We start from the raw sequence: 22,454 nt of genomic DNA, 5'->3' as shown, positions 1-22,454 counted from the left end.
CATTCCCTTGGCAACAGGACATGCCGCAAGGGAACTACGCCAGTGTTCTAGTGCATTTCGGGCTTCAGCGGAATTGCCAACGGGGGACAAAATATCGAAGAAACAAAGAGTTACTGCAAAGCAGAGATCGACAGAACGGCTGTCACGCGAAAATGCGCTTCAAGGAAATTTATTCCAGAAATCCTGCATTTCTTCAGCCGGCGGTTGGCGCAGACAGCAGCCACAGACCGAAAACCGTGTATCCGACCATGAGAACCGCAAGAGGAATCTGGCTCATCGTGGCGCGTTGAGCCGAGCCAAAATGGCGATAAGCGATCAAATGCGACAGCACCACCGCCAGAACATGCCCGCCAATGATCGCGAATGCCTGCGCATTCCATATGATCCAGGCCGATTGCGCCCCCAGCGTCGCGCCCGCCTGCACATGCAGGCCTGCCGTTCCGAACAGGTTCCAGCCCCGCATCAATGGGTCGGATAGGGCTGCAAGCGCATACTGGCTGTTGATGGTGAAGCTCACCAGATAGTGCGAGAAGTGATAGGCAAGCGCGATTGGGATGATCGACCATGCAAGATGCCCGGCGAGTTTCAGCCAGTCGCCCTCCCGGGCCAGCCGACAACCAAGCCAGACCGCTCCCATAAAGCCGGAGAAAAGAAGCCCGAACATGGCGACGAGCCCGAAGGAACTCGCCCCGACCACAGCCGATCGACCGGGAAACTCCAACGGGTTGATGCCAATGAGATCGAGCCAGAAGAAGGTGTGCTTGAGGCCGTCAAAGGAGACCGAGCTCAGAGCCAGAAGCAGAAAGGCCATGCCCGAAAGCGACAGTGCCATCGCACCGTCAAGCTTGTGGCCCGGCAGGCCAAGCGTAAGCTTTTGCCGCCCGTTCGGCTCGCTCAGCGCAAAGAATGAGAGGCGCGAGAGCATGCCGAAGAAGAGCGTCAGGAATTCCACACGGCGGATCCATGGTTCATAACCATAAATAATCATGCCTGCGTAGGTGAAACACCAGTAGAGCGATACAACCATCGCCAGCCGCTCGGGATCGGCCGGGGCCAGATAAACCAGCTCGAACCAGGCGAAACCGAACAGGGTCAGAAACGCCGGCCATTGCCTCAGCACACAGGGCAAGCCTCTGACCCCGTCTTCCGGCACTCCAAACCTCACAAGAAGCCGCCAGGGTCCATACCATGGATTGATCCACGCCCAGACATTGCCAAGCACGCCCTGCAGGACAGTCACACCCACCCAGAGCAGCGTCCATATCACCAGTGGCAACGGATTGGAGAGCGGATCGCGGCTGCCAGAGAATCCGGCAAACACCAGCCCCGCAAGAAGGACAAAGGAGACCGTGCTGGCCACTGCCCGGCCCTCCAGAGCGACCGGAAAAAGCGCGACACGCCGCGCCAGAAGTCGCTCCAAACCCCAAACTGGAAGAAAAACAAGGACGAGAAAGCTTAGTGCAACCGCAAGCATGCCACCGAAAAGATAGTAGTCGGTGGGCAGGAGCAGCACATAGCCGCGCTCGGATGCGTGAGCCCAGGCCGCACCGGCTGAACAACAAAGCGCCGCCCCCGCAAGAACGGAGCGACCCGTATCCTTCATGCCCTGGTTCCGGCGGCCCCGCCGCCTGCGCCATCCAGATCGGCAAGGGTGAAAACGTCGACCGTCAGACCCACATGCTCTTTCATCAGTGCCAGCGCCCCCTCCAGATTGCGGTCGAGGGCAAACTCCATGAGTTGCGTATGCTGGTCAAGTGACATGGCTGCGTCGAGAGCCGCGATGGCCGCTTCGTGACCATCCTCAGCCCCCGCAGCCGCGCGCAGGGTAGGTGTCACGGTGAGGAAGATGTGGTGCCGGCACAACTGACCCCAGATCTGCGCATAAAAATGCCTGAGCCACGTGGCATCAGCCGCGGAAAGCAGCGCCTCGTGAAAGGCCTGATGCTTCTCCACCCAGTCATGCAGGGCATCATCCGAAAGCCCCTCGGCAGGTATCTGACAGCGCGAAAGACGATAATGTGCGGTCACCACCGCAGCCTCCCAGTCGGCATTGCCCTTGCGAATGGATTCTTCCAGCAGCGTGGTTTCCACCGCCAGCCGCGCCTTGGAAAGGTCTTCCAGTTCCGCGCGCGAAACCGGCGCGACCGAAAAGCCCCGATTGCTTTCAGCCGTCACAAGCCGCTCTGCCTCCAATCGCGAAAGCGCTTCGCGCAGCGGCGTCCAGCCAAAGCCATAGGCCTTGCGCAGGGCCGCGATCGGCAACGGCGCCCCCGGCATGAGCCTTGTCGCGAGAATATCGCGCCGAAGCTGATGATAGGCTGCTTCGGTCTTCGTCAGCGGCTCCGCGCCATCCACCACCATTTGATGCAACTCTGCTCCTCCTCGGGGAACAAAAGTATATATAATTTCATGTCTGTTCAACGATTATATATAGTGTTTGACAGGCATTGCCCCGGCGATATGATGGCCCTTCAACGGATGGGGAGGCCCGGCATATCAGATGCGGAACATCATCCGGCAGGGGTTGCGGCAACAGGCGCGCGATCTCTGACTTTGTGTTTGGCAAGGACGCAGTTTATTGACTGCCCCGTTTTTGCAGGCCCCTGGCCCTGGGAGGAATGACATGACTGAAAAATCACGCTTATCGCTGCGCGGCATTGTGGCTGCCGGTGCAATTCTGTTCGGCCTTGGCGCGGCCAGCGCGGAACCAATCCGCATCGGCATCGCCAATTTCGGCGAGCACCCGCAGCTCAACACCGCCATTCAGGGCTTCAAGGACGCTCTCGCTGCCGGTGGCTATGAGGAAGGCAAGGATGTTGTCTATTCTGAAAGCCACACGAATTTCGATGCCTCGCTGGTGCCTCAGATGATCGCCAAGCTTCAGGCCGAAGGCCCGGCCCTCGTGTATACCGTCACAACGCCGGTTTCCCAGATCGCCAAGAAGGCGCTTGCCGGTTCCGGCATCCCGATCGTCTTTTCCGCCGTCACCGATCCGGTTGCCGCCAAGCTCGTTCCCTCCTGGGAAGCGGGCGATGAAGGCATGACCGGCGCCACCGACCTGCAGGACGTCGCCGCCGTCATGGAATTCGCCAGGAAGCTCGTTCCGGATGCAAAGCGCATTGGTCAGCCCTACAATCCCGGCGAGGCCAATGACGTCGCCCTGCTTGAAAAGGTTCAGGCTGCCGCACCCGACGCCGGCTTCGAGGTCGTCCCCGTGGGCGTCGACAATGTGAACGACATCCAGCAGCGCATTGCCTCGCTCGCCGGCAAGGCCGATGTGATCTACACGCCCGCTTCCAATCTTCTCCAGCCGGCCATCGCTGCCGTTTCCGCCGCCGCGAGGCAGGCCGGCATCCCGATCATCAACTCCGATGATGGTGCCGTGTCCGACGGCGTGGTTCCGGCAAGCTTCGCCGTCAACTACCAGCAGGTCGGCCTTAACGCAGGCAAGATTGCCCTGCAGATCCTCGATGGCGCCGATCCCAAGACGATCCCGCCCATGAATCCGGCCTATGAGGACCACGCTCCGCGCATCTCGAAAAAGGCCATGGCCGCCTTCGGCATCGAGATTCCCGAAGAGTTTGCCGACTGCGACTGCATCGTCGAGTAATCCGCTCAGCCAGAGACGCGGCGCCTTCCAACAGGCGCCGCGTTCATTTCATGGGAGGTGCCGGTGCTGGAAATCCGTGCCGCACGCAAAGTGTTCTATCGGGGACAACCCGACGAGAAGATCGCCTTGAACGGGCTTGATCTCACCCTCAACTCCGGAGAATTCGGTGTGGTGATCGGCTCCAACGGAGCCGGCAAGAGCAGCATGCTCAATGCCATTTCCGGTTCGCTCGCGCTCGATTCCGGACAGATCCTCATCAACGGCGAGGACATGACGGGCCTGCCCGTTCACAAGCGCGCCAAGCGCATTGCGCGTGTGTTTCAGGACCCCATGCTCGGCACCGCCGCCAGCATGACGGTGGCCGAGAACATGCTGCTTGCCGAATTACGCAACTCCAGGCGCACGCTTCGCCATGGTCTCAATGCAAAGCGATTGACCGACTACCGCGAGCGCCTGGCCATTCTGGGTCTCGGCCTTGAGGACCGTCTCAACACCCGTGTCGATCTTCTGTCCGGCGGCCAGCGCCAGTCGCTCTCGCTCATCATGGCCGTTGGCGGATCACCCGATCTCCTTCTCCTCGACGAGCACACGGCAGCGCTCGACCCCCGCACCGCCGACATTGTGATGGAGGCGACCGTTCGCGCTGTCGAAGCGCTGAAACTGACCACACTCATGGTCACCCACAACATGCAGCACGCCGTGGATTTCGGTCATCGCGTCATCATGCTCAATGCCGGCCGTGTCCATCTGGAAATCGGCGGAGAAGAAAAGACCAATGTGACCGTCCCCGACCTGATCGGCCATTTCGCCACCAAGACCGACAGCATGTTGCTCGCGAGCTGACCCATGATCGATTTTCTTCAAACCACGCTCACGAGCTTCGTCGCCCTCATTCCGGTCACGCTTGCGCAAAGCCTGATCCTCGGCTTCGTCGTCGCCGGCATCATGATCCCCTTCCGCATGCTGAGCTTTCCAGATCTCACCAGCGAAGGCGCGTTCCCGCTCGGCGGCTGCGTGTGCGGCGTCGCGCTCGCCTCCGGCCTCGGCCCGCTCACGGCCATCGGGCTGGCGCTGCTCACCGGCTTCATCGCCGGCTGCTGCACGGCCTTCATCCATCTGCGCTTCCGCATCCACACGCTTCTGGCCGGCATCCTCGTGATGACCATGCTCTACAGCGTGAACCTGCGCATCATGGGCCGCTCCAACCTTTCAGTGTTCGGCACGGAAACCATCTTCGACTGGGTGCCGTTCGTGCAGCCTGGTTTCCCGCTGGCCAAGATCCTTGCCGTGGGCGTCATCACGCTGGCTATCTTCCTGGCGCTCAACTTCTTCTTCACCACGGAGAAGGGGACGGCAGTCCGCGCCGTGGGAGCCAATCCGGTGATGGCCGAGGCGCAGGGCATCAATGTCTGGGCGGCGACCATTGGCGGCATCGGCCTTGCCGGCGCATTCTCGGCCTTCAGCGGTGCGCTGATGGTTCAGTCGCAGGGCTTTGCCGATGTGAATATGGGCCTCGGCATCCTGATCAACGGCCTTGCAGCCCTGATGATCGGCGAGGCCATAGTCGGCAAGGCGACTGTCTGGCGGCAGCTGCTCGCCCCCTTCGCCGGTGCGATGGTTTATTACCAGCTTGTCTCGCTGTGTCTGGCAGCCGGCATGCCGCCGCCCGATCTCAAGCTCGCCACCGGCGCATTCGTGCTCCTGATGCTCGCCCTGCCCACGCTGCGCGCCGCGCGCGGACGGCAGGCGGCAACCCCGCGTGAAAGCTTCCGCGAATAGAAAATGCCGGGCGCGGCCTCAATCAAGGGGTCGCGCCTCCGATGGCAGCATGATCGGGATCCCGTCGCGCACCGGATAGGCAAGTTTTGCGCTTTTCGAGATCAGTTCGCTGTTCTCCGCGTCCCAGCGCAGTGACCCCTTGGTCAACGGACACACAAGAAGTTCCAGCAGCTTGGGATCCAGTGCCGTTCCCTCTCTGTCATCGTCTTCACCCTGCATTCGATGCTCCAGTGTTGGGTTTGCAGGCACATCCGCTATTGGAGCCGGTGCCCGGCTTCGCCGCCGCCCTGCGCCAAAACGATTTCCGTAATTGCAATCAGTGTATCGGCACGCGTTTTCAGATCGGGCGCTTCCAGCAATGCCTGCTTTTCAGCCGGCCCATAGGGCACCATCATGGACAGCGCATTCACAAGGCTCGCATCTTCCGCCTGATGGACGCTGTCCCAGTCTGCTTCCAGATTGTTGGCATCGAGATAGGCACGCAATGCCTTCAAGAGCGCGCTGCGGTCCACCTCTTGTTCATCGGGCCCGTCATGCAGATCGGCCTCGAAAGGCAGGATGCGGCACTGGCGGAAAGGCGTCTTGACCTTCAACTCTTCCAGTACCCTGAAGCGGCAGATGCCGATCAGTGTGATTAGATACCTTCCATCGCCGGTTTCCGAAACCGAGCCGAGGCGCCCGACACATCCCACATCGCAGAGTTCAGGTTCGCCATCCGCCTTTTTCGCCCCGTCGAGACGCGGCTGAACCATTCCAATCAGCCGCGATCCGGAAAGGGCGTGGTCGGTCATGGCGAGGTAACGCGGCTCAAAAATGTTCAGCGGTAATCTCCCACCCGGCAAGAGTAGGGCCGCAGACAATGGAAACACGGGAATCACACTGTCGATATCCCGCCCGCTGCGGTACGAGCTATTGCCTGCCTTCACATGACATCTCCCGATCTTTCCCCGATATCTGGAGCAGTCCTCCCAATAGGCAAATAATCGAAAGGCTTATGAGAACAGCAGCGAAGAAAGTTTACGCCGTGCCGACAGAGTCGCCGGATCCGTGGCTCCCCATGCTTCAAAGAATTTGAGAAGCTGTGCCCGCGCGCCGTCATCCTGCCATTCGCGGTCGGTGCGTATGATGGTCAGCAGGCTTTCGGCCGCCGCCGCACGATCGCCCTTGGCATTCTGCAAAAGCGCCAGATCAAACCGCGCCTGATGATCGTTCGGGTCCGCGGCAAGGCGCTGCTCCAGGGCGGCGCTGTCACCCAGATTGGCCACCTGTTCGGCAAGCGCGATCTTGGCCTGCACGGCGGCGATGGGTGCGGCCTCTTTGTGCTTTTCCGGCACCTGTGCCAGCACCTGCTCGGCCTGCTCTTTCTGGCCAGCCTCGAAGAGCAGGTCAGCCAGTCCGGCGATGGCCTCCACATTCTCCGCATCCCGTTGAAGAACAGCCGAGTAAATCTGCGCCGCCATCTGCTGGTCGCCATTGGCGACGGCTTCCTTCGCCGCTTCGAGCGCACCGGCGATTTCATCGCCACCGGTTCCGGCTGTGAGCTTTTCGATGAATGCCTTGACCTGACTTTCCGGGAGCGCGCCCATGAAACCATCGACTGGCTGCCCGTCCTTGAACGCAAAGACCGCCGGGATCGATTGAACACCAAGCTGTCCGGCGACGGCGGGATGCTCGTCGATGTTCATCTTCACGAGCTTCACCTTGCCGCCAGCCGCGCGCACGGCGTTCTCTATGATCGGCGTAAGCTGCTTGCAGGGGCCACACCACGGGGCCCAGAAATCCACCAGGACGGGCTGATTGCGCGATTCCTGGATAACGTCGGCTGCGAAATTGGCGGTCGTCGTGTCCTTTATCAGGTCAGCGGCCGGTGTCTGCGGCGCGTCCGAAAGCGAAAACCCCTGGCCGGCCGGAGCAGCAGGTTCGGACGCTGGCGCGCCCCCTGCAAAATCCACATTGGTTGTATATTGCCCACCTGCGGCACCATAGTTCTCAGGCTTTCCGTATGGATTGTCGCCGTTGGTCATAAACGCCCCTTCCCTGCTTTCCGTTCGGCGTGGCCATGGCATCTGCCGGCTTGCCGATAGAGTATCTGTCGTCGCACCAAATGTGGCGATCACTCGGTCACTTTCAAGACGAGCGGTGGATGCCCGACCGCTTCAAGAAAACGCATGAGATCATCGCGGCCGATCGAAGTGGTCGCTTCGTTGGTCAGCGGATGCGCATTGATGACATCATTGTCTAACAAATCCGCGTCGAGCACCACTGTTACCTTGCGCTGATCGTCATTCACGGCCCCGAACACGGTCACGGATCCTGGCTCGACCCCGAGATACTCCATCAGCTTGTCCGGCTTGCCAAAAGACACACGGCTCGCCGCGCCGATCCTGTGATGAACTGTTTTCAGGTTCACCTGCGCATCCTCATCCACGGTGACGAGAAAGAAATTGTCTTTCTTGTCCTTGAGAAAGAGGTTCTTTGTATGCCCACCGGGGATTTCTCCCCGCAATGACTGCGAATCGGCGACCGTGAACAGCGGAGGATGGCGATGGGTTTTCACCTCAATGCCAAGTTCCTGCAGATATTCCAGCAGCGCCTCAGTTGATTTTGCCACGACGGAGCCTCGCATGGTCGCTAATCGTTGGTGCGGTTGGTAACCGCGCGCAGCCCATGAAGGCAAGCCCGACAAGGCCGGAAACGCCCCTCTCCGCGAGCCGTCTTCAGCCATCGCATACGGAATTAAAAAAACCGCAGCAGCGCTGTCGATTTCCTGTTGCATTTGCCGGCGAGATCAGACTATAAGCGCGCCGTCGGAAGCGATAAGCCGAGCGGGCGTAGCTCAGGGGTAGAGCACAACCTTGCCAAGGTTGGGGTCGTGAGTTCGAATCTCATCGCCCGCTCCAGTTTTCCTTTTGACATGAACGGCTTACAGGCTCGGGGTTCCCGAGCCTTTTTGCTGTCTGGAGAATTTGCAGTCAGGTGGGATCACCTGACGTCCGCAAAAATGCGGAAAAACTGATGGATTGAGCGGAGCAGCGTTTCCGTAAAACGGTGAACCGCTCTAGATGCCGGGGAGCGGGTGGGCCGGCCAATGAGGCGGGCCCTTTTGTCCTCAGCGATAGCGACCGTGTTTCTGCAGAACTTCGACCTTGTAGCCGTCAGGATCTTCCACAAAGAAAAAACGGGCCAGAAGTGAGCCCTCGCGTTCGAACGAAACAATGTCGCGCGGCTTCAGCCCAGCCTCCCTGAAACGTGTATGCTCGGCATCGAGGTCATCCACGGCGACCGCCAGATGGCCATAACCGTCGCCCAACTGATAGGGTTCGGTCCGTCCTTTGTTGACGGTCAGTTCAACCTCAAAATCAGCTTCCGTATTGCGTAGGTATACAAGGGTGAAACCGTCGAAATCGAATCGATCGGCCACCTCCAGTCCGAAAGCGGTCTTGTAAAACGCGACTGATCTCTCCTCGTTCAAGACGCGGATCATGGTGTGAATGCACTTGGCCAAATTACCTCCAATACGCTCTTCCACAGACACTTGCAGCGCAGGCAAGCCCCATCATTCCGGTTCGAGACCCGACTGGCGCCGAGTCCCGGTGCAAATGTGACAGATCACATGAATAGGGTATCATCAAAGATTGATGGCTGGCACAATGAATGCTAGCTCATAGAGAGTTTCATTCTTATTGTCTGGGAGGATCACGTGAACAGACGGCGTTTTGCGATTATTGGAGCGGTTTTGTGCGGCCTTGCCGCGAGTGGCGTGGCACTTGCACAGCAGCCCCAGTTTTTCCGGATAGGCACCGGCGGCACCGCCGGAACCTACTATCCGATCGGCGGCCTCATCGCCAATGCGATCTCCAACCCGCCCGGCTCGCGCCCCTGCGAGGAAGGCGGTTCCTGCGGTGTTCCGGGCCTGATTGCCACGGCTCTTTCGGCCAATGGTTCGGTGGCGAATGTGAACGCCATTGCGGGTGGCTCGCTTGAATCCGGCTTCTCCCAGTCGGATGTCGCCACCTGGGCCCATAGCGGCACCGGCATCTGGGAAGACCGCGAGCCGGTCGAGAAGCTGCGCGCGATCGCCAATCTCTATCCTGAGACCATTCACCTTGTGGCGAGCGCCGAAAGCGGCATCGACAGTGTGGATGATCTGAAGGGCAAGCGCGTCTCGCTCGATGAGCCCGGCTCCGGCACTCTCGTTGACGCCCGCATCATCCTCAACGCCTACGGCCTTTCCGAAGAGGATGTCGAAGCCCATTACCTCAAGCCCGATCAGGCCGCAGAGCGTATGCGCGACGGCGCGATGGATGCCTTCTTCTTTGTCGGCGGCTTCCCCGCTGGCGCCATTGCAGAACTCGCCAGCCAGCACAAGATCACGCTCGTCTCCATCGCCGGTGATGAGGCAGCAAAGGTCACGGGCGAGCATGGTTTCTTTGCTGCCAACACCGTGCCCGGCGGCACATATGAAGGCGTTGACGGGGATGTCACCACCCTTTCCGTCGGTGCTCAGTGGATCACCAGTGCGGATCAGCCTGAAGAACTCATTTATGAGATCACCAAGGCCCTGTGGAACGAAAACACCCGCAAACTCCTCGATGCCGGCCACCTCAAGGGCCGTCAGATCACCAAGGAAACCGCGCTCGATGGCGTCGGCATCCCGCTGCATCCGGGTGCCGAGAAGTTCTACCGCGAAGCGGGCGTGCTGAGCGAATAACGCTCAGAAAACTCGATGACGACCAATGGACCCGACCTGTATGACCGCAGGCCGGGTCCATCTCTATCCGCCATCGAAATGCGATTATGATGATGTCCAGAGAGGCTTTGCAGGATGGCCCATTCACCTGATACCGATCGTGCCGAAGCGCTGACCGAAGAGGAAATGAAGGCGCTTGAGGAGCAGTTCGATTCCGAAGTTCGCTTCAGACCATTGCCGTCACTGCTCGGCTGGGTTGCCGGCGGTGCCCTCTTCATCCTCTCCTGCTATCACTACTACACATCGGGATATGGCATCCCGCAGGCCACCACCCATCGCGGTCTGCATCTGGCCTTCACCCTCGCCCTGATTTTTGTCTTCTTCGCTGCATGGCACCAACCGCGCGAACCCCGCCGCGGGTTGCTCTACCCGCTTGGCCTGCCTGTTCTCGACTGGATTTTCGCCATCGCGGGTGCCGTATCGGCGCTTTATGTCCCCTGGATTTTCAACGAGCTCGCCTTCCGCGTCGGCGATCCGCTGCCCATCGATGTCATCATGGGCACCGTGCTGATCGCAGTACTGCTTGAAGCGACGCGGCGTGCCATGGGCTGGCCACTGCCCGTCATTGCCCTTCTGTTCATCGCCTATGCCTATTTCGGCCAGTCGATGCCCGGCATTCTCGCCCATCCGGGTGCCAGCTGGGACAACATCGTCAACCATCTATACCTGACCAGCCAGGGCATTTATGGCACGGCGCTCGGCGTCATCTCGACCTATGTATTCCATTTCGTTCTGTTCGGTGTGCTCGCCACCCGCATCGGCCTCGGGCAGCTTTTCATCGATCTCGCATCGGCTCTTGCCGGCCGCTATTCCGGCGGCCCTGCCAAGGTTTCGGTGCTTTCCTCCGCCATGCTCGGCTCGATCTCCGGTTCTTCCATCGCCAACACGGTGACGACAGGCTCGCTCACCATCCCGGCGATGATCCGCATCGGCTATCCTCGCCATTTCGCGGCAGCCGTTGAGGCTGCAAGCTCCACAGGTGGCCAGATCACGCCGCCCGTCATGGGCGCGGTCGCCTTCCTGATGATCGAATATCTGGGCGTGCCGCTCACCACCATCCTGACCGCCGCGCTTGTGCCTGCCTTCATGCACTTCTTCGGCGTTCTGGTTCAGGTGCATCTGGAAGCGCGCCGCCGCGGCCTGCGCGGTCTCACCAGGGACGAACTCCCCGTCGCCTGGACGGTCTTCAAGGCCGGCTGGCTCACCACGCTGCCACTCTTCGTGCTGGTCGCCATCCTTCTTTCGGGCAAAACCCCCTACCTTGCGGCCTTCTGGGGCATCACGGCGTGTCTGCTCGTGCTCGTCATCCAGAATTTCCTGCGGCACGATGTGAAAACAGCGATCACCGAGAGCGTCCGCGAGACCTGGGAAGGCTTCGTTGTCGGGGCGAAGTATTCGCTCTCGGTCACCGCTGCCGCGGCCCTCGTCGGCGTCATCATCGGTGTCGTCACGCTTACCGGCGTCGGCTTCAAGATCGCCTATATGGTCACCTCGGTCGCCGCCGGCTGGGCGCAGAGCGTGGCGGACGGTCTCGCCTTCCTGCCCTTCGAGCTGTTCAGCGTAAACACGCTCACCCTGCTCTTCACCCTCATCATGACAGCCATTGTCTGTGTGCTTATGGGCTGTGGTATCCCCACCACTGCCAATTACCTCATCATGATCGCGGTCGCGGCCCCCATCCTCAGCCTGCTTGGCGTCGAGCCGATCGTGGCCCACTTCTTCGTGTTCTATTTTGGCGTTCTGGCAGACATCACGCCGCCCGTTGCCCTGGCGGCATACGCCGCGGCAGGCATTGCCGGCGCCAACGCTTTCAAGGCCGGCAACACTGCCTTCCGGCTGGGCATGGGCAAGGCGCTGGTGCCCTTCGTGTTCGTCTTCTCGCCATCCATGCTGCTCGTCACCGACAGTTTCACCTGGAACGAGTTTTTCCTGGCAACGATTGGCGCGATGCTGGGCATCTGGATGCTCTCAGCAGCGTTCTCAAGCTGGCTCTTTGCACCGCTGCGCGTCTATGAGCGGCTCCTTCTTGCCTTCGCTGCCATCCTGTTTGTCGCTCCGGACCTCTACGCCACATTGGCTGGGGCGATCATAGTTCTACCGGTTTTCGTGCGACAAATGATGGTTCGCGGACAGGAAAGTCCCTCCTCTTCCTGAGGCCGGCAACGCCACCGGCTTGCCGAGCCGATGAAAGCTGATTACGCTTCCCCTGCCTTTCCTGACTGGGAGAACCTCGATGGGAGAACAAGGAAAGGTGGGAGGAACCGTATGCCGTCTAACGAGACAAACAGCCTGGCATCGCTCGATGCATTCCAGGCTGGTGTGCGCAATGTTTGCGGCCAGTTTCTGGTCTCGCCGCCGGATGGTGCGCGCGACATGCGTGGCATCATCACGCTGAAACAGCGTCAGGCGCTGGCGGTTGCGGTCGTGCGAAACAGCGCTGCGCGCATCAACCGGGACTGGCGCTGCATCCGTCAGGATTCTGCCGAGCACCTCTTTCTCGTCCTGCAAAAGTCGGGACACTCGGTCATGCGGCAGGGCGATGCCGATGTGCGTCTTGCACCAGGCGATTTCATCATGATCGATTCAGCCTATCCGTCGCGCTTTCTCTATGGCGATAGCGGCAGCCTCCAGTATTCCGTCCATCTGAACCGTTCCGAATTCGCGCACCGTTTTGGTACGGCAGCACTCGGCGGCTGTCCGATCCCCGGCTCCACCGAGATCGGCATGGCCCTTCGCGCCACCATCGACCGCCTGGTGAATGCGGAGGATGCCGCCGACCAGCAGCATTTCATAAGCGAAGCCTTCTTCAATCTGATGGGGGCCTATCTTTGCGGGCTTGAAGCCGGCAGTCTTCCGTCGGCTCGCACCAGCGATGACCTGCTTGTCGCCAAGGCGCGCGCCTATATCCGCCAGCGCTTCCGCGATCCCGAATGCACCCCGGCGAGCGTCGCATCGGCGATGGGGGTCAGCCTGCGTGCCCTGCAGCGCCGGTTTCAGGCTGCGGGCTCATCGCTGTCGGATTGCCTGATAGGTACACGGCTCGATTATGTCTGCGACCGGCTCATGGGTCAGAAATACGCGGGCACATCGGAGCGGATTTCCAGCATTGCATTCGATGCCGGCTTCAACGACCTGTCCTATTTCAATCGCCAGTTCCGGGCACGTTTCCAGATCCCACCCGGAGAATACCGCCTTCATGCAGCGACGTCATCGGCCAAAGACCTGACGCAATAGTCCAAGACCATTGGCCAGACGCGCCTCCACTATGACCGATTGATGCCGCCCGGAAAGCGGCGCTATCGGGAGGAGGAAGACAATGGCTGATACGGCACAGTTTCACAACATCATCAATGGGCGGGCTACACCAGCCACCGAGACACAGCCAGTGCTCGATCCGGCAACCGGCGCACCTGTCGGCCATATGCCGCTCGGCACCCGCTCCGACCTTGACGATGCCGTCAAAGCCGCGCGTGCTGCCTTTCCCGGCTGGGCAGCAGCCCGCGATGAAGAGCGCAGGACAGCCTGCCTGAAGATCGCGGACCTTGTCGAACAGAGCATTCCCGAGCTTGCTCCATTGCTCACCGCCGAACAGGGCAAACCCATCGGCGGTTTCGGCTCCCAGTGGGAAATCGGCGCAGCCGCCGCATGGACCCGCCACACCGCAAATCTCGACCTGCCCGTCTCCGTCCTGCAGGACAACAATGAGGGGCGCGTGGAGGTCCATCGCAAGCCAATTGGCGTGGTCGGCTCCATCACCCCTTGGAACTTCCCGGTGCTGATTGCCGCCTGGCACATCATTCCTGCCGTGCGCACCGGCAATTGCGTGGTCATCAAGCCCTCGCCCAACACGCCGCTTGCCACCATCCGCTTCGTCGAGCTCATCAATCGGGTGCTTCCTGCCGGCGTGGTCAACATCGTCTGTGGCGCCGACGAGATAGGCGCGGCCATGTCCGCTCATGCCGACATCGACAAGATGGTGTTCACCGGCTCCACTGGAACCGGCCGCAAGATCATGGCCTCAGCCGCCGAAACCGTGAAGCGCCTCACGCTTGAACTGGGCGGCAATGACGCGGCGATCGTGCTGCCCGATGTCGACCCACAGGCCATTGCCGAAGGGCTCTTCTGGGGCGCGTTTTTGAACAACGGCCAGACCTGCGCCTGCATCAAGCGGCTCTATGTGCATGACAGCATCTATGATGCCGTGTGCGATGCGCTTGTATCCCTTGCCAAGGCCATCCCCATGGGCGACGGGCGGCAGGAGGGCGTCGCACTTGGCCCGATCCAGAACGCGATGCAGTTCGAGCGTGTGAAGGAACTGGTCGAGGAAGCGAAAGCACAGGGCGCCCGCATCCTCACCGGAGGCGCGCCATCCGGCGGTAGCGGATACTTCTATCCCGCGACCATCGTCGCCGATGCCGAGCACGGCATGCGCCTCGTCGATGAAGAGCAGTTCGGTCCCGTCTTGCCCATCATCCGTTATAATGATGTCGAGGCGGTGATAGCCCGCGCCAACGACAATCCGAACGGGCTTGGCGGTTCGGTCTGGTCGCAGGACACCGAGCGCGCAAAGGCGCTGGCCCTGAAACTCGAATGCGGCACTGCCTGGATCAACAAGCACGGCATGATCCAGCCCAACGCGCCATTCGGCGGCATCAAGCAATCAGGGGTCGGCGTACAGTTCGCCGAGGCGGGGCTGATGGAAAATACGGTCGGCCAGACCATCATCATGTGAAAACCGGGACCTAGGAGGAGCAGATAACATGAGAAGACACTTATCGACCACATGCGCAGCCCTTGCGCTCACCGCCTTATGCAGTGGCGCACTCGCACATCCGCTGGACGGTCTCTCCAAAGACGAGATCGCTGAAATCGTCACGATCATGAAGTCCGATGACCGGATTTCCGACGAAGCCCGTTTTCCCCTGATCGAACTGAAAGAACCTGAAAAGGCCGACGTGCTTGCCTGGAAGGAAGGCGAGGAAGGCCCCCGCGCCGCCACCGTTCATGTCATTTCCGGCGACGACACCTATAAGGCCGAGGTCGATCTGGTTTCCGGTGAAATCAGCGATTTCGGCCCCATCGGCGGCCAGCACATGGTGCTGCTCGAAGAGTTCATCGGCGCCATGGATCTGGCGCTCTCTGACGAAACCTTTGTCGCAGCGCTGGCAAAGCGCGAGCTCAAGCCGGATGACGTCTTCTGCCTGCCACTCACGGCCGGTTCCTTCGACATCGAGGCGGAAGCCGGCCAGCGCCTCATGAAGGTTCCCTGCTACGTCAATCCGACCGGCTCCAATTTCTACGCCAAGCCCATCGAGGGGCTCTACGCCGTGGTCGATCTCGCCGGGAAATCCGTGGTGGAAGTCATCGACACCGGCGTCGTTCCCGTGCCGGCAGACCCCTGGGGCTATACAGAGGAAGAGGTGGAGGCCCGCACCGGCTCCCTGCGGGCCGAGAGCAATCCAGCCGTCCTGCGCCAGGAAGGCGAGCCCAATTTCACCGTCGATGGCAGCCTGGTCAGCTGGGACATGTGGCGCTTCCGCTGGCGCGTGGACAAGCGGCCCGGCGTCGTCTTGTCCAACATCGAGGTGAACGACCGCGACGACTGGCGCTCGGTGCTCTATCAGGCCCATCTGTCGGAAGTCTTCGTGCCCTATATGGACCCGGACAAGGGCTGGTACTGGCGCACCTATATGGACAGCGGCGAATATGGTTTCGGCATCTTCTTAAGCCCGTTGCGCGCAGGTGTCGATTGCCCCTCCTACGCCCGCTTCCTGCCCGCCACCGTGCATGACGATATGGGCAATCCGATCGAGATCCCGGATGCGCTCTGCATCTTCGAGCGTAATATCGGCGACCCCGCATGGCGGCACTACGAGATCTTCGCCCAGAGTGAGGATCAGGCCGTGCCGGCTGAAGGTCGCCCGGCAAACGAGCTCGTGGTCCGTTCCGCCTCACAGGTCGGCAATTATGACTATCTCATCGACTATGTGTTCGAGCAGAATGGCCGCATCCGCGTGATGGTCGGCGCAACAGGCCTCGACGCGGTCAAAGGCGCCGCATCTACCTCCATGGCGGACGCAACGGCCGAGCAGGAAACCCGTTACGGCACACTCATCATGCCCAATCTCGTGGCACCGAACCACGACCATTTCTTCAACTTCCGGCTCGATTTCGACATTGACGGCCAGGACAATGTTTTCATGCGCACTGGCCTTGTGAAGGGCGAGGTCGCAGACGACCTGCCCCGTCGATCCATGTGGGTGACAAAGGCGGAGATGCCGAAGACGGAGATGGAAGCGCGGTACCGGGTCAATCCGGCAACCCCAGCCATGTATCACATCATGAACATGGGCCGAAAGATCGGGGTCGGCCACGCGCCGGGCTACATGATCATGCCGCAAAACAGCGTCGCCTATAGCCCGCTCGACACCGAAAACGACATGCCGGCGAAACGCAATGCCTATATCGACTACACCTTCTGGAACACGCCCTATGCAGTCGACGAGCGCTATGCCGGCGGCGAATACGCGTTCCAGAGCGACGGCACGGACACGCTGGCCGAGTGGGTGAAGCAGGATCGCAGCATCGACAACACCGACATCGTGACCTGGTACACGATGGGCTTCCATCACGTTCCGCAGATGGAAGACTGGCCGGTCATGTCGACCATGTGGAAGGGCTTCACGCTGAAACCCTACAACTTCTTCCCGCACAATCCGGCACTCACCGTGCGGCTGCCGGAATAGTCACGAACGAGGGGTCGAACGGAAAGAGGCGCAGCCCTTTGACTGCGCCTCTCTTTTCCGCCCATGGCAAGCGGTTATTCAGCCCCGATTGCGTCCAGGCCGGCGCGGGCGCAGGTCGCGTCGATATCCCCCGAGGGGGCACCGCCGACCCCAATACCCGCCACCAGCGCGCCGCCGATGCGAACTGGTAGCCCGCCCGCCTGGATCACCAGCCGGGAATCCATGTCACGCAGGCCGTCATTCTGCGGGTTTTCGCCAATGAAGTTCGCAAGACCCGCCGTGTCGCGGCCAAGGCTTGCGGAGGTAAAGGCCTTGCCGACGCTGCTGCCGGTCGTGTGTGGGCCTGAAGTGTCGGCCTTGACGAGAACCTTGGTCGCGCCGCTTCGCTCCACCACGGCAACGCTCACCGCGTAACCTTCGGCAGCACATGCCTCGAGCGCCGTCTGGGCTGCCCTGTAGGCCATGTCGAGCGGGAGGTAGGGCGCGGTCGGCAGATCCTGAGCCGATGCCGCGGTTGCGGCCAGAAGCGTAGCGGAAAGAACAGTCGATCGGATCATCGGGGACTCCTTGATTTTGGATGTCCGATCTTCTAGCAACCAACGCTTTGCCGGTGCATCGGTAGGTTTGCCGCCAATATCCGTAGTTCTACGGAGTTTGACCCGCCTGCAGCCACAATCGCGTCATCTCTGCTGCCGATGTCGTTCCAAGTTTCGCGCCAATAGACGCGCGGTGGCTTTCCACCGTGCGGGGCGACAATTCCAGTGAAACGGCAATCTCCTTGGTGGTGAAACCGCCTGCAATGCGCTCCAGAATCTCCTGTTCGCGCGCCGTCAGACTTGCCAGAAGGTCAGCCGTCTCGGCGCGTTCGGCGGCAGCCCGTTCGGCGTGGTCCAGCATGTTCTGCGCTTTCTGGATCGCATCGATCAGATCCTGTTCATCCACGGGTTTGCTTAGAAAATCCACCGCTCCATTGCGAAAGGCCTTGCGGCAGGATTCAATATCTCCATGCCCGCTGATCACCACCGTCGGCCACTCCACGCCGAGTGCCAAAAGCCGCTCCTGCAGCTTCAACCCGGATATCACAGGCATACGGATATCGAGAACCAGACAGCCCGGCGGCATTTTTCCAAGTGCCGCGAGAAAAGTCTCCGGGTCGGAAAATGCCTTTACCTCCATACCCACCGTATTGAGAAGCAGAACGAGCGCTCGGCGCACAGCTTCGTCGTCATCCACCAGATAGACAGGCCGGCTCACGCTGCCGCCTCCGCTTTCATGTTCACGAGATTCAGCCGAACCTGAAACCAGGCACCTTCCTGCGGGGACCTGAGTTCGACCTCACCGTCCATCCGCTCCACCAGCCGTTGCGAGAGTGCCAGGCCGAGGCCCGTGCCCTGGCTCTTTCCTGTGACAAAGGGTTCGAATATCTGGGCGCGGATCGCCGTGTTCACACCGGGTCCGTTGTCACGCACATCAAGAACCGCCAGGCCCGCCTGCCGGCTGCTTTCGATCACCACCTCGCCCCGCCCCTTCGGCATCGTCTCCAGGGCTTCAAATGCGTTGCGAACCAGATTGAAGATCACCTGCTCCAGTTCGGTCTGATCGGCACGCACCGGCAACATGTCGCGTTCGAGGATGAGCGTCAAAATCATCGCGCGCTTGCGCGCCTCCGGCGCTAGAAGCGCTTCGACACCACGGATCGCCTTATTGAGATCGGTCACCGCCGCCGGGTTGCCCCGCGCCGGTCTGATCCACTCACGCAGATGAGCAAGGATATCCGCCCCCCGTCGCGCCTGTCCGATCAGTTCATCGAGCACCGAAGCGACGGCCCCTGTGTCACCATTTCGCAGAAGCCGCTTTCCGGCCTGAGCCTGACTTAACATCGCCGTCAGCGGCTGCGTGAGTTCGTGAGCGATGCCGCTTGCCATCTCACCAAGCGCATTGACACGGGAGGCATGAGCGAGACGTGTTTCCTGGGCGCTGAGTTGCGCCGCTTGCTCGGCCTGACGCCGACGTGCCCATTGCTGCCACAGGACGAGGCCCACAAGGAAAACCGCCGACATCAGGATGAGCGCGGGCGCCAGCTTGGCAGGAGGGAAAAGCGCGGCCAGTGTTTGGGGAACGGCAATCTCGAGAACAAGCGGCTGTGAAGCGCTCCCCAGCCGCTGCCGGAACGCCGTATCGCCCTCGGTTTCCTGCCCCACAAGCTGTGTTCCGTCGGGAAGCGCCAGCGAGAGGTTGACCGATGGTTCCAGCTCCTGACTGCGTTCAGGTTCAAGCAACCCCTGACCGTCGATGTCGAGCGCCAGCCCATAACGGGCGGCGTCCGTGTTCGGACTGCGCTTGACGAGCAGGTAGCGGCCCGCCTCCCCTGGCGTCGGTCGCAGCGCCAGCCCACCTTTGGACGTCAACGCGGCCTCACGGATCGCTTCCTCCACCGCCGGGTTGCCCCGATCTAGCGTGTTCACCCCCGTCTCGCCGACCCTCAGCGGAACAAGATCGATCGCCACGATCCGCGGATAAAAACGATGAATCGTTTCGGCGACGTCCAGAAAGAGCTCAAAGCGGTTTTCCCCCTCCGAAACCGCAACTGCCGACAGCGCGGTCAGGTGCGCATCGTGTTGGTCGGCACGTTGCGAGGCCAGACTGTGCAGCGCCCTGCCTTCGGCCGCCAGCTCCGAAGACAATCGCCAGCGCTCATTCGCCACAACGGCCACGACCGTCAGAACCGCGAGCACAAGCCAGGCACCGGCGAGCCTGAAAGACCTGCTTGCTTTGGCGTGTTGTTCGGTAGCATTTTGCTTCATGCGCGCGATTTTGAGGAACAATCCGCCTTTTTCAAGCTCAGTGCGCCGGAAACATCTCGGCGATGATATCGGCCAGGTGATGCAGTGCTGCGCTTGCGCCGGTGCCGCGCCACGCAAAACCGATTTCAATGGCGGATTGCTGCTCTGCCAGCCGAAAATAGGCAACACCCGGTCGAACAAGTCCGCGCATGGTGCTTGGTACGAAGGCAATGCCGAGCCCGCTGGAGACAAGGTTTATGATCGTTTGCATTTGGACAGCCTGTTGCCCCGCAACCGGCACCGCATCGCGCTCGGCGTAGTAACGCGTCACAAGATCATGCAGCGCCGGGGCGCTTTGCCGCGGAAACAGAATAACCGGCAGTTCGCGCAGGGCATCGAAATCGAGCTTGCCGCCTCTCGGCGTCACACGCCCGGAAATCACCCATTCCTCCGGCACCGCGACCACCAGCTTGTCCGTTTCAATCGCCCGATAGCGCAGCGGCGAGTGCAACGCTCCGCGCGGCGGAGTGATGATGATGCCCGCGTCCAGCCTGCCATCAAGCAGTTCGGCAATCTGGACATCGCTGGTTGCTTCGTGCAGCACCAGCTCCACCTCCGGAAAACGCTTTTTGAAGCGGCGCACGAGCGCAGGCAGGAAACTGTAGCTGACGAAGCTGATAAAGGAGAGGCGTATCGTACCGATTTCACCGCGCGAAAGCCGCTGTGCCACCTTCGGCAATGCATTCGCTTCCTCCAGCACCCGCCGCGCATGAGGTAGCCATTCCTGGCCGACTGGTGTCAGCATTACACTTCGCCGTGTCCGCTCGAACAGCGTAAGCCCCAGATCCGCCTCCAACGCCTGTATGCTCTGGCTGAGCGGAGGTTGCGTCATGCCGAGACGTGCGGCCGCGCGGCCGAAATGAAGCTCCTCGGCAACTGCAACAAAGTGCCGAATCTGGCGAATATCCATGTTTTCTCATTCGGAATATGAATTAATGCGATACAATATATATATTTCTCATATCTTTCAAACTCTCCTAGCCTGCCGCACACATTAGGCACGCGCCGGGAGAGAGACATGGCAGCCAACGACCGATCGAAGACCATTACCCAGGGAATCGAGCGCTCGCCCAATCGCGCCATGTACTATGCGCTCGGCTATCGGGAGGAAGATTTTTCCCGTCCCATGATCGGCATCGCCAACGGACATTCCACCATCACGCCGTGCAATGCGGGCCTCCAGCCCCTGGCCAATGCCGCCGTGGAGGCTGTACGCGAAGCCGGCGGCAACCCGCAGACCTTCGGCGTACCCACCATTTCCGACGGTATGTCGATGGGCACGGAAGGCATGAAATACTCGCTTGTCTCCCGTGAGGTCATCGCCGACTGCGTGGAAACAACCGTTCAGGGTCAATGGATGGATGGTGTCCTCGTCATCGGCGGCTGCGACAAAAACAAGCCTGGCGGCATGATCGGCATCGCCCGGGCAAATGTTCCGGCGATCTACGTCTATGGCGGCACGATCCTTCCTGGCCGGCTGAACGGCAAGGACCTCAATCTCGTCTCTGCCTTTGAGGCCGTGGGTGCGTTCAAAGCCGGCAGGATCACGCGGGAAGAGTTCGATGCCATTGAACGCAACGCCATCCCCGGCACCGGCGCTTGCGGCGGCATGTACACTGCGAACACGATGAGCGCGTCTTTCGAGGCTCTGGGCATGTCCCTGTTGGGGTCCTCCACAATGGCCAACGTCCACAAGGAGAAGCGTCACTCCGCCGCCCGTTCGGCCCATGTCCTGCTTGATGCAGTGCGGGCGGGTCGCAGACCCCGCGACATCATCACCCGCCAGAGTGTCGAAAATGCCATCGCCCTCGTTATGGCGACTGGCGGCTCCACCAATGCCGTCCTGCATTATCTTGCCATCTGCCGTGCCGCCGAGGTGGAGTGGTCACTCGACGATTTCGAGCGGGTGCGCCGCAAAGTGCCGGTGTTGTGCGATCTGAAGCCGTCTGGCCAATACATGGCAGTCGATCTCCATCGCGCCGGTGGTGTGCCACAGGTGCTCAAGATCCTGCTCGGGGCCGGTCTTCTGAATGGGGACTGCCTCACAATCACCGGGCGCACCCTGGCGCAGGAGCTTGCCGAAGTTCCTGAGAGGCCTTCCGAAGCACAGGACGTCATTCGGCCCATCGAGAGGCCGCTCTATGCGCAAGGCCATCTTGCCATCCTGAGAGGCAATCTTGCCGAAGATGGTGCTGTCGCCAAGATCACCGGTCTCAAATCCACCAGCATCACTGGTCCTGCCCGCGTCTTTGAAGATGAGCAGTCGGCCCTTGGCGCGATTCTGTCAGACCGGATCCGCCCCGGCGATGTGATGGTCCTGCGTTATCTCGGCCCAAAAGGCGGGCCCGGCATGCCCGAGATGCTTGCCCCCAGTTCCGCTTTGATAGGACGCGGTCTGGGCGAAACGGTGGGCCTCATCACGGATGGCCGGTTCTCCGGCGGCTCGTGGGGCTTTCTTGTCGGCCATGTCACGCCTGAAGCTTTCGAAGGCGGCACCATCGCACTGGTCGAGGAAGGAGACATGATCACCATCGATGCGAACCGGCACCTCCTTCAACTGAACGTCAGCGAGGAAGAGCTTGCGCGACGGCGCGCCGACTGGTGTCAGCCCAAGCCGCGCTACCACACCGGCGTTCTGGCCAAGTTCGCTAAACTTGCTGGTCCTGCCAGCCAGGGTGCATTGACTGAATAGCCGCGATAGGCCACAGCCTTTCAGCGAATGGGAG

Annotated in this window: 20 protein-coding genes and 1 tRNA gene; 10 read left to right on the top strand and 11 right to left on the bottom strand. The window is 60.8% G+C overall.

Going from position 1 to position 22,454, the window contains the following annotated elements; all coding sequences use genetic code 11:
* Nucleotides 1-193: 193 nt before the first annotated feature.
* Nucleotides 194-1,603: a hypothetical protein gene (locus P2W41_RS04345; protein ID WP_404934401.1), complete on the bottom strand. Its 1,410-nt coding sequence runs from the start codon at nucleotides 1,601-1,603 to the stop codon at nucleotides 194-196.
* A complete protein-coding gene (locus P2W41_RS04340; protein WP_292899954.1) occupies nucleotides 1,600-2,361 on the bottom strand; it encodes a GntR family transcriptional regulator in 762 nt (253 codons plus the stop codon). Before P2W41_RS04340 ends, P2W41_RS04345 begins: the two co-directional genes overlap by 4 nt.
* Before the next feature lie 262 nt (nucleotides 2,362-2,623).
* Here P2W41_RS04340 and P2W41_RS04335 point away from each other — a divergent pair, with 262 nt between their 5' ends.
* The 3 genes from P2W41_RS04335 to P2W41_RS04325 all read left to right on the top strand — a co-directional run bounded on the left by P2W41_RS04335 (nucleotide 2,624) and on the right by P2W41_RS04325 (nucleotide 5,389).
* The gene (locus P2W41_RS04335) at nucleotides 2,624-3,610 is read left to right on the top strand and encodes an ABC transporter substrate-binding protein (protein ID WP_292897547.1); all 987 of its coding nucleotides are present in this window, start codon (nucleotides 2,624-2,626) and stop codon (nucleotides 3,608-3,610) included.
* A 63-nt stretch (nucleotides 3,611-3,673) separates the two neighbouring features.
* Nucleotides 3,674-4,453, top strand: a complete 780-nt coding sequence (locus tag P2W41_RS04330; RefSeq protein ID WP_292897549.1) for an ABC transporter ATP-binding protein — start codon at nucleotides 3,674-3,676, stop codon at nucleotides 4,451-4,453.
* Nucleotides 4,454-4,459: 6 nt separating this feature from the next.
* The gene (locus P2W41_RS04325) at nucleotides 4,460-5,389 is read left to right on the top strand and encodes an ABC transporter permease (protein ID WP_292899955.1); all 930 of its coding nucleotides are present in this window, start codon (nucleotides 4,460-4,462) and stop codon (nucleotides 5,387-5,389) included.
* Between the two features lie 18 nt (nucleotides 5,390-5,407).
* On the opposite strand, the gene P2W41_RS04320 is transcribed toward P2W41_RS04325, so the two are convergent.
* The 4 genes from P2W41_RS04320 to P2W41_RS04305 form a co-directional block, all read right to left on the bottom strand.
* Complete coding sequence (locus P2W41_RS04320; protein ID WP_292897551.1) at nucleotides 5,408-5,608, bottom strand: Trm112 family protein; 201 nt, start codon at nucleotides 5,606-5,608, stop codon at nucleotides 5,408-5,410.
* A 35-nt stretch (nucleotides 5,609-5,643) separates the two neighbouring features.
* Entirely contained in the window at nucleotides 5,644-6,315 is a 672-nt protein-coding gene (locus P2W41_RS04315; RefSeq protein WP_292897553.1) for an LON peptidase substrate-binding domain-containing protein, read from the bottom strand.
* 66 nt (nucleotides 6,316-6,381) lie between these two features.
* The gene (gene trxA, locus P2W41_RS04310) at nucleotides 6,382-7,413 is read right to left on the bottom strand and encodes a thioredoxin (protein WP_404934400.1); all 1,032 of its coding nucleotides are present in this window, start codon (nucleotides 7,411-7,413) and stop codon (nucleotides 6,382-6,384) included.
* 89 nt (nucleotides 7,414-7,502) lie between these two features.
* A complete protein-coding gene (locus P2W41_RS04305; RefSeq protein WP_404934917.1) occupies nucleotides 7,503-8,015 on the bottom strand; it encodes a prolyl-tRNA synthetase associated domain-containing protein in 513 nt (170 codons plus the stop codon).
* A gap of 199 nt (nucleotides 8,016-8,214) precedes the next feature.
* Between P2W41_RS04305 and P2W41_RS04300 the strand changes: the two genes are divergently transcribed.
* A tRNA-Gly gene (locus tag P2W41_RS04300) sits at nucleotides 8,215-8,289 on the top strand.
* A 209-nt stretch (nucleotides 8,290-8,498) separates the two neighbouring features.
* On the opposite strand, the gene P2W41_RS04295 is transcribed toward P2W41_RS04300, so the two are convergent.
* Nucleotides 8,499-8,894, bottom strand: a complete 396-nt coding sequence (locus tag P2W41_RS04295; protein ID WP_292897557.1) for a VOC family protein — start codon at nucleotides 8,892-8,894, stop codon at nucleotides 8,499-8,501.
* Between the two features lie 195 nt (nucleotides 8,895-9,089).
* Between P2W41_RS04295 and P2W41_RS04290 the strand changes: the two genes are divergently transcribed.
* The 5 genes from P2W41_RS04290 (at nucleotide 9,090) to P2W41_RS04270 (ending at nucleotide 16,885) form a co-directional block, all read left to right on the top strand.
* Nucleotides 9,090-10,100 (top strand): TAXI family TRAP transporter solute-binding subunit, encoded by a 1,011-nt coding sequence (locus P2W41_RS04290; RefSeq protein WP_292897559.1) that lies wholly within the window; start codon nucleotides 9,090-9,092, stop codon nucleotides 10,098-10,100.
* 114 nt (nucleotides 10,101-10,214) lie between these two features.
* Nucleotides 10,215-12,293 carry a TRAP transporter permease gene (locus P2W41_RS04285; RefSeq protein WP_404934399.1) on the top strand — a complete coding sequence of 693 codons (2,079 nt, stop codon included), beginning with the start codon at nucleotides 10,215-10,217 and terminating at the stop codon, nucleotides 12,291-12,293.
* A gap of 111 nt (nucleotides 12,294-12,404) precedes the next feature.
* Complete coding sequence (locus P2W41_RS04280) at nucleotides 12,405-13,373, top strand: helix-turn-helix domain-containing protein (RefSeq protein WP_404934398.1); 969 nt, start codon at nucleotides 12,405-12,407, stop codon at nucleotides 13,371-13,373.
* 82 nt (nucleotides 13,374-13,455) lie between these two features.
* Nucleotides 13,456-14,871, top strand: a complete 1,416-nt coding sequence (locus P2W41_RS04275) for an aldehyde dehydrogenase family protein (protein WP_404934397.1) — start codon at nucleotides 13,456-13,458, stop codon at nucleotides 14,869-14,871.
* Between the two features lie 28 nt (nucleotides 14,872-14,899).
* Nucleotides 14,900-16,885 carry a tyramine oxidase gene (locus P2W41_RS04270; RefSeq protein WP_292897567.1) on the top strand — a complete coding sequence of 662 codons (1,986 nt, stop codon included), beginning with the start codon at nucleotides 14,900-14,902 and terminating at the stop codon, nucleotides 16,883-16,885.
* A 74-nt stretch (nucleotides 16,886-16,959) separates the two neighbouring features.
* On the opposite strand, the gene P2W41_RS04265 is transcribed toward P2W41_RS04270, so the two are convergent.
* The 4 genes from P2W41_RS04265 to P2W41_RS04250 all read right to left on the bottom strand — a co-directional run bounded on the left by P2W41_RS04265 (nucleotide 16,960) and on the right by P2W41_RS04250 (nucleotide 20,638).
* On the bottom strand, nucleotides 16,960-17,442 hold the full coding sequence (locus tag P2W41_RS04265; RefSeq protein ID WP_404934396.1) for a heme-binding protein: 483 nt from the start codon (nucleotides 17,440-17,442) through the stop codon (nucleotides 16,960-16,962).
* 88 nt (nucleotides 17,443-17,530) lie between these two features.
* On the bottom strand, nucleotides 17,531-18,139 hold the full coding sequence (locus P2W41_RS04260; RefSeq protein ID WP_404934395.1) for a response regulator transcription factor: 609 nt from the start codon (nucleotides 18,137-18,139) through the stop codon (nucleotides 17,531-17,533).
* On the bottom strand, nucleotides 18,136-19,689 hold the full coding sequence (locus tag P2W41_RS04255) for a sensor histidine kinase (protein ID WP_292897573.1): 1,554 nt from the start codon (nucleotides 19,687-19,689) through the stop codon (nucleotides 18,136-18,138). Before P2W41_RS04255 ends, P2W41_RS04260 begins: the two co-directional genes overlap by 4 nt.
* Nucleotides 19,690-19,726: 37 nt before the next feature.
* Nucleotides 19,727-20,638 carry a LysR family transcriptional regulator gene (locus P2W41_RS04250; RefSeq protein WP_292897575.1) on the bottom strand — a complete coding sequence of 304 codons (912 nt, stop codon included), beginning with the start codon at nucleotides 20,636-20,638 and terminating at the stop codon, nucleotides 19,727-19,729.
* 108 nt (nucleotides 20,639-20,746) lie between these two features.
* On the opposite strand from P2W41_RS04250, the gene ilvD reads away from it, so the two are divergent.
* Entirely contained in the window at nucleotides 20,747-22,420 is a 1,674-nt protein-coding gene (gene ilvD / locus P2W41_RS04245; protein ID WP_404934394.1) for a dihydroxy-acid dehydratase, read from the top strand.
* The last annotated feature ends 34 nt before the right edge of the window (nucleotides 22,421-22,454 follow it).

This window comes from Nitratireductor sp. L15S-10 (assembly GCF_045011005.1).
GTDB lineage: Bacteria > Pseudomonadota > Alphaproteobacteria > Rhizobiales > Rhizobiaceae > Nitratireductor.
This window is presented reverse-complemented; position numbering and strand designations above follow the sequence as displayed.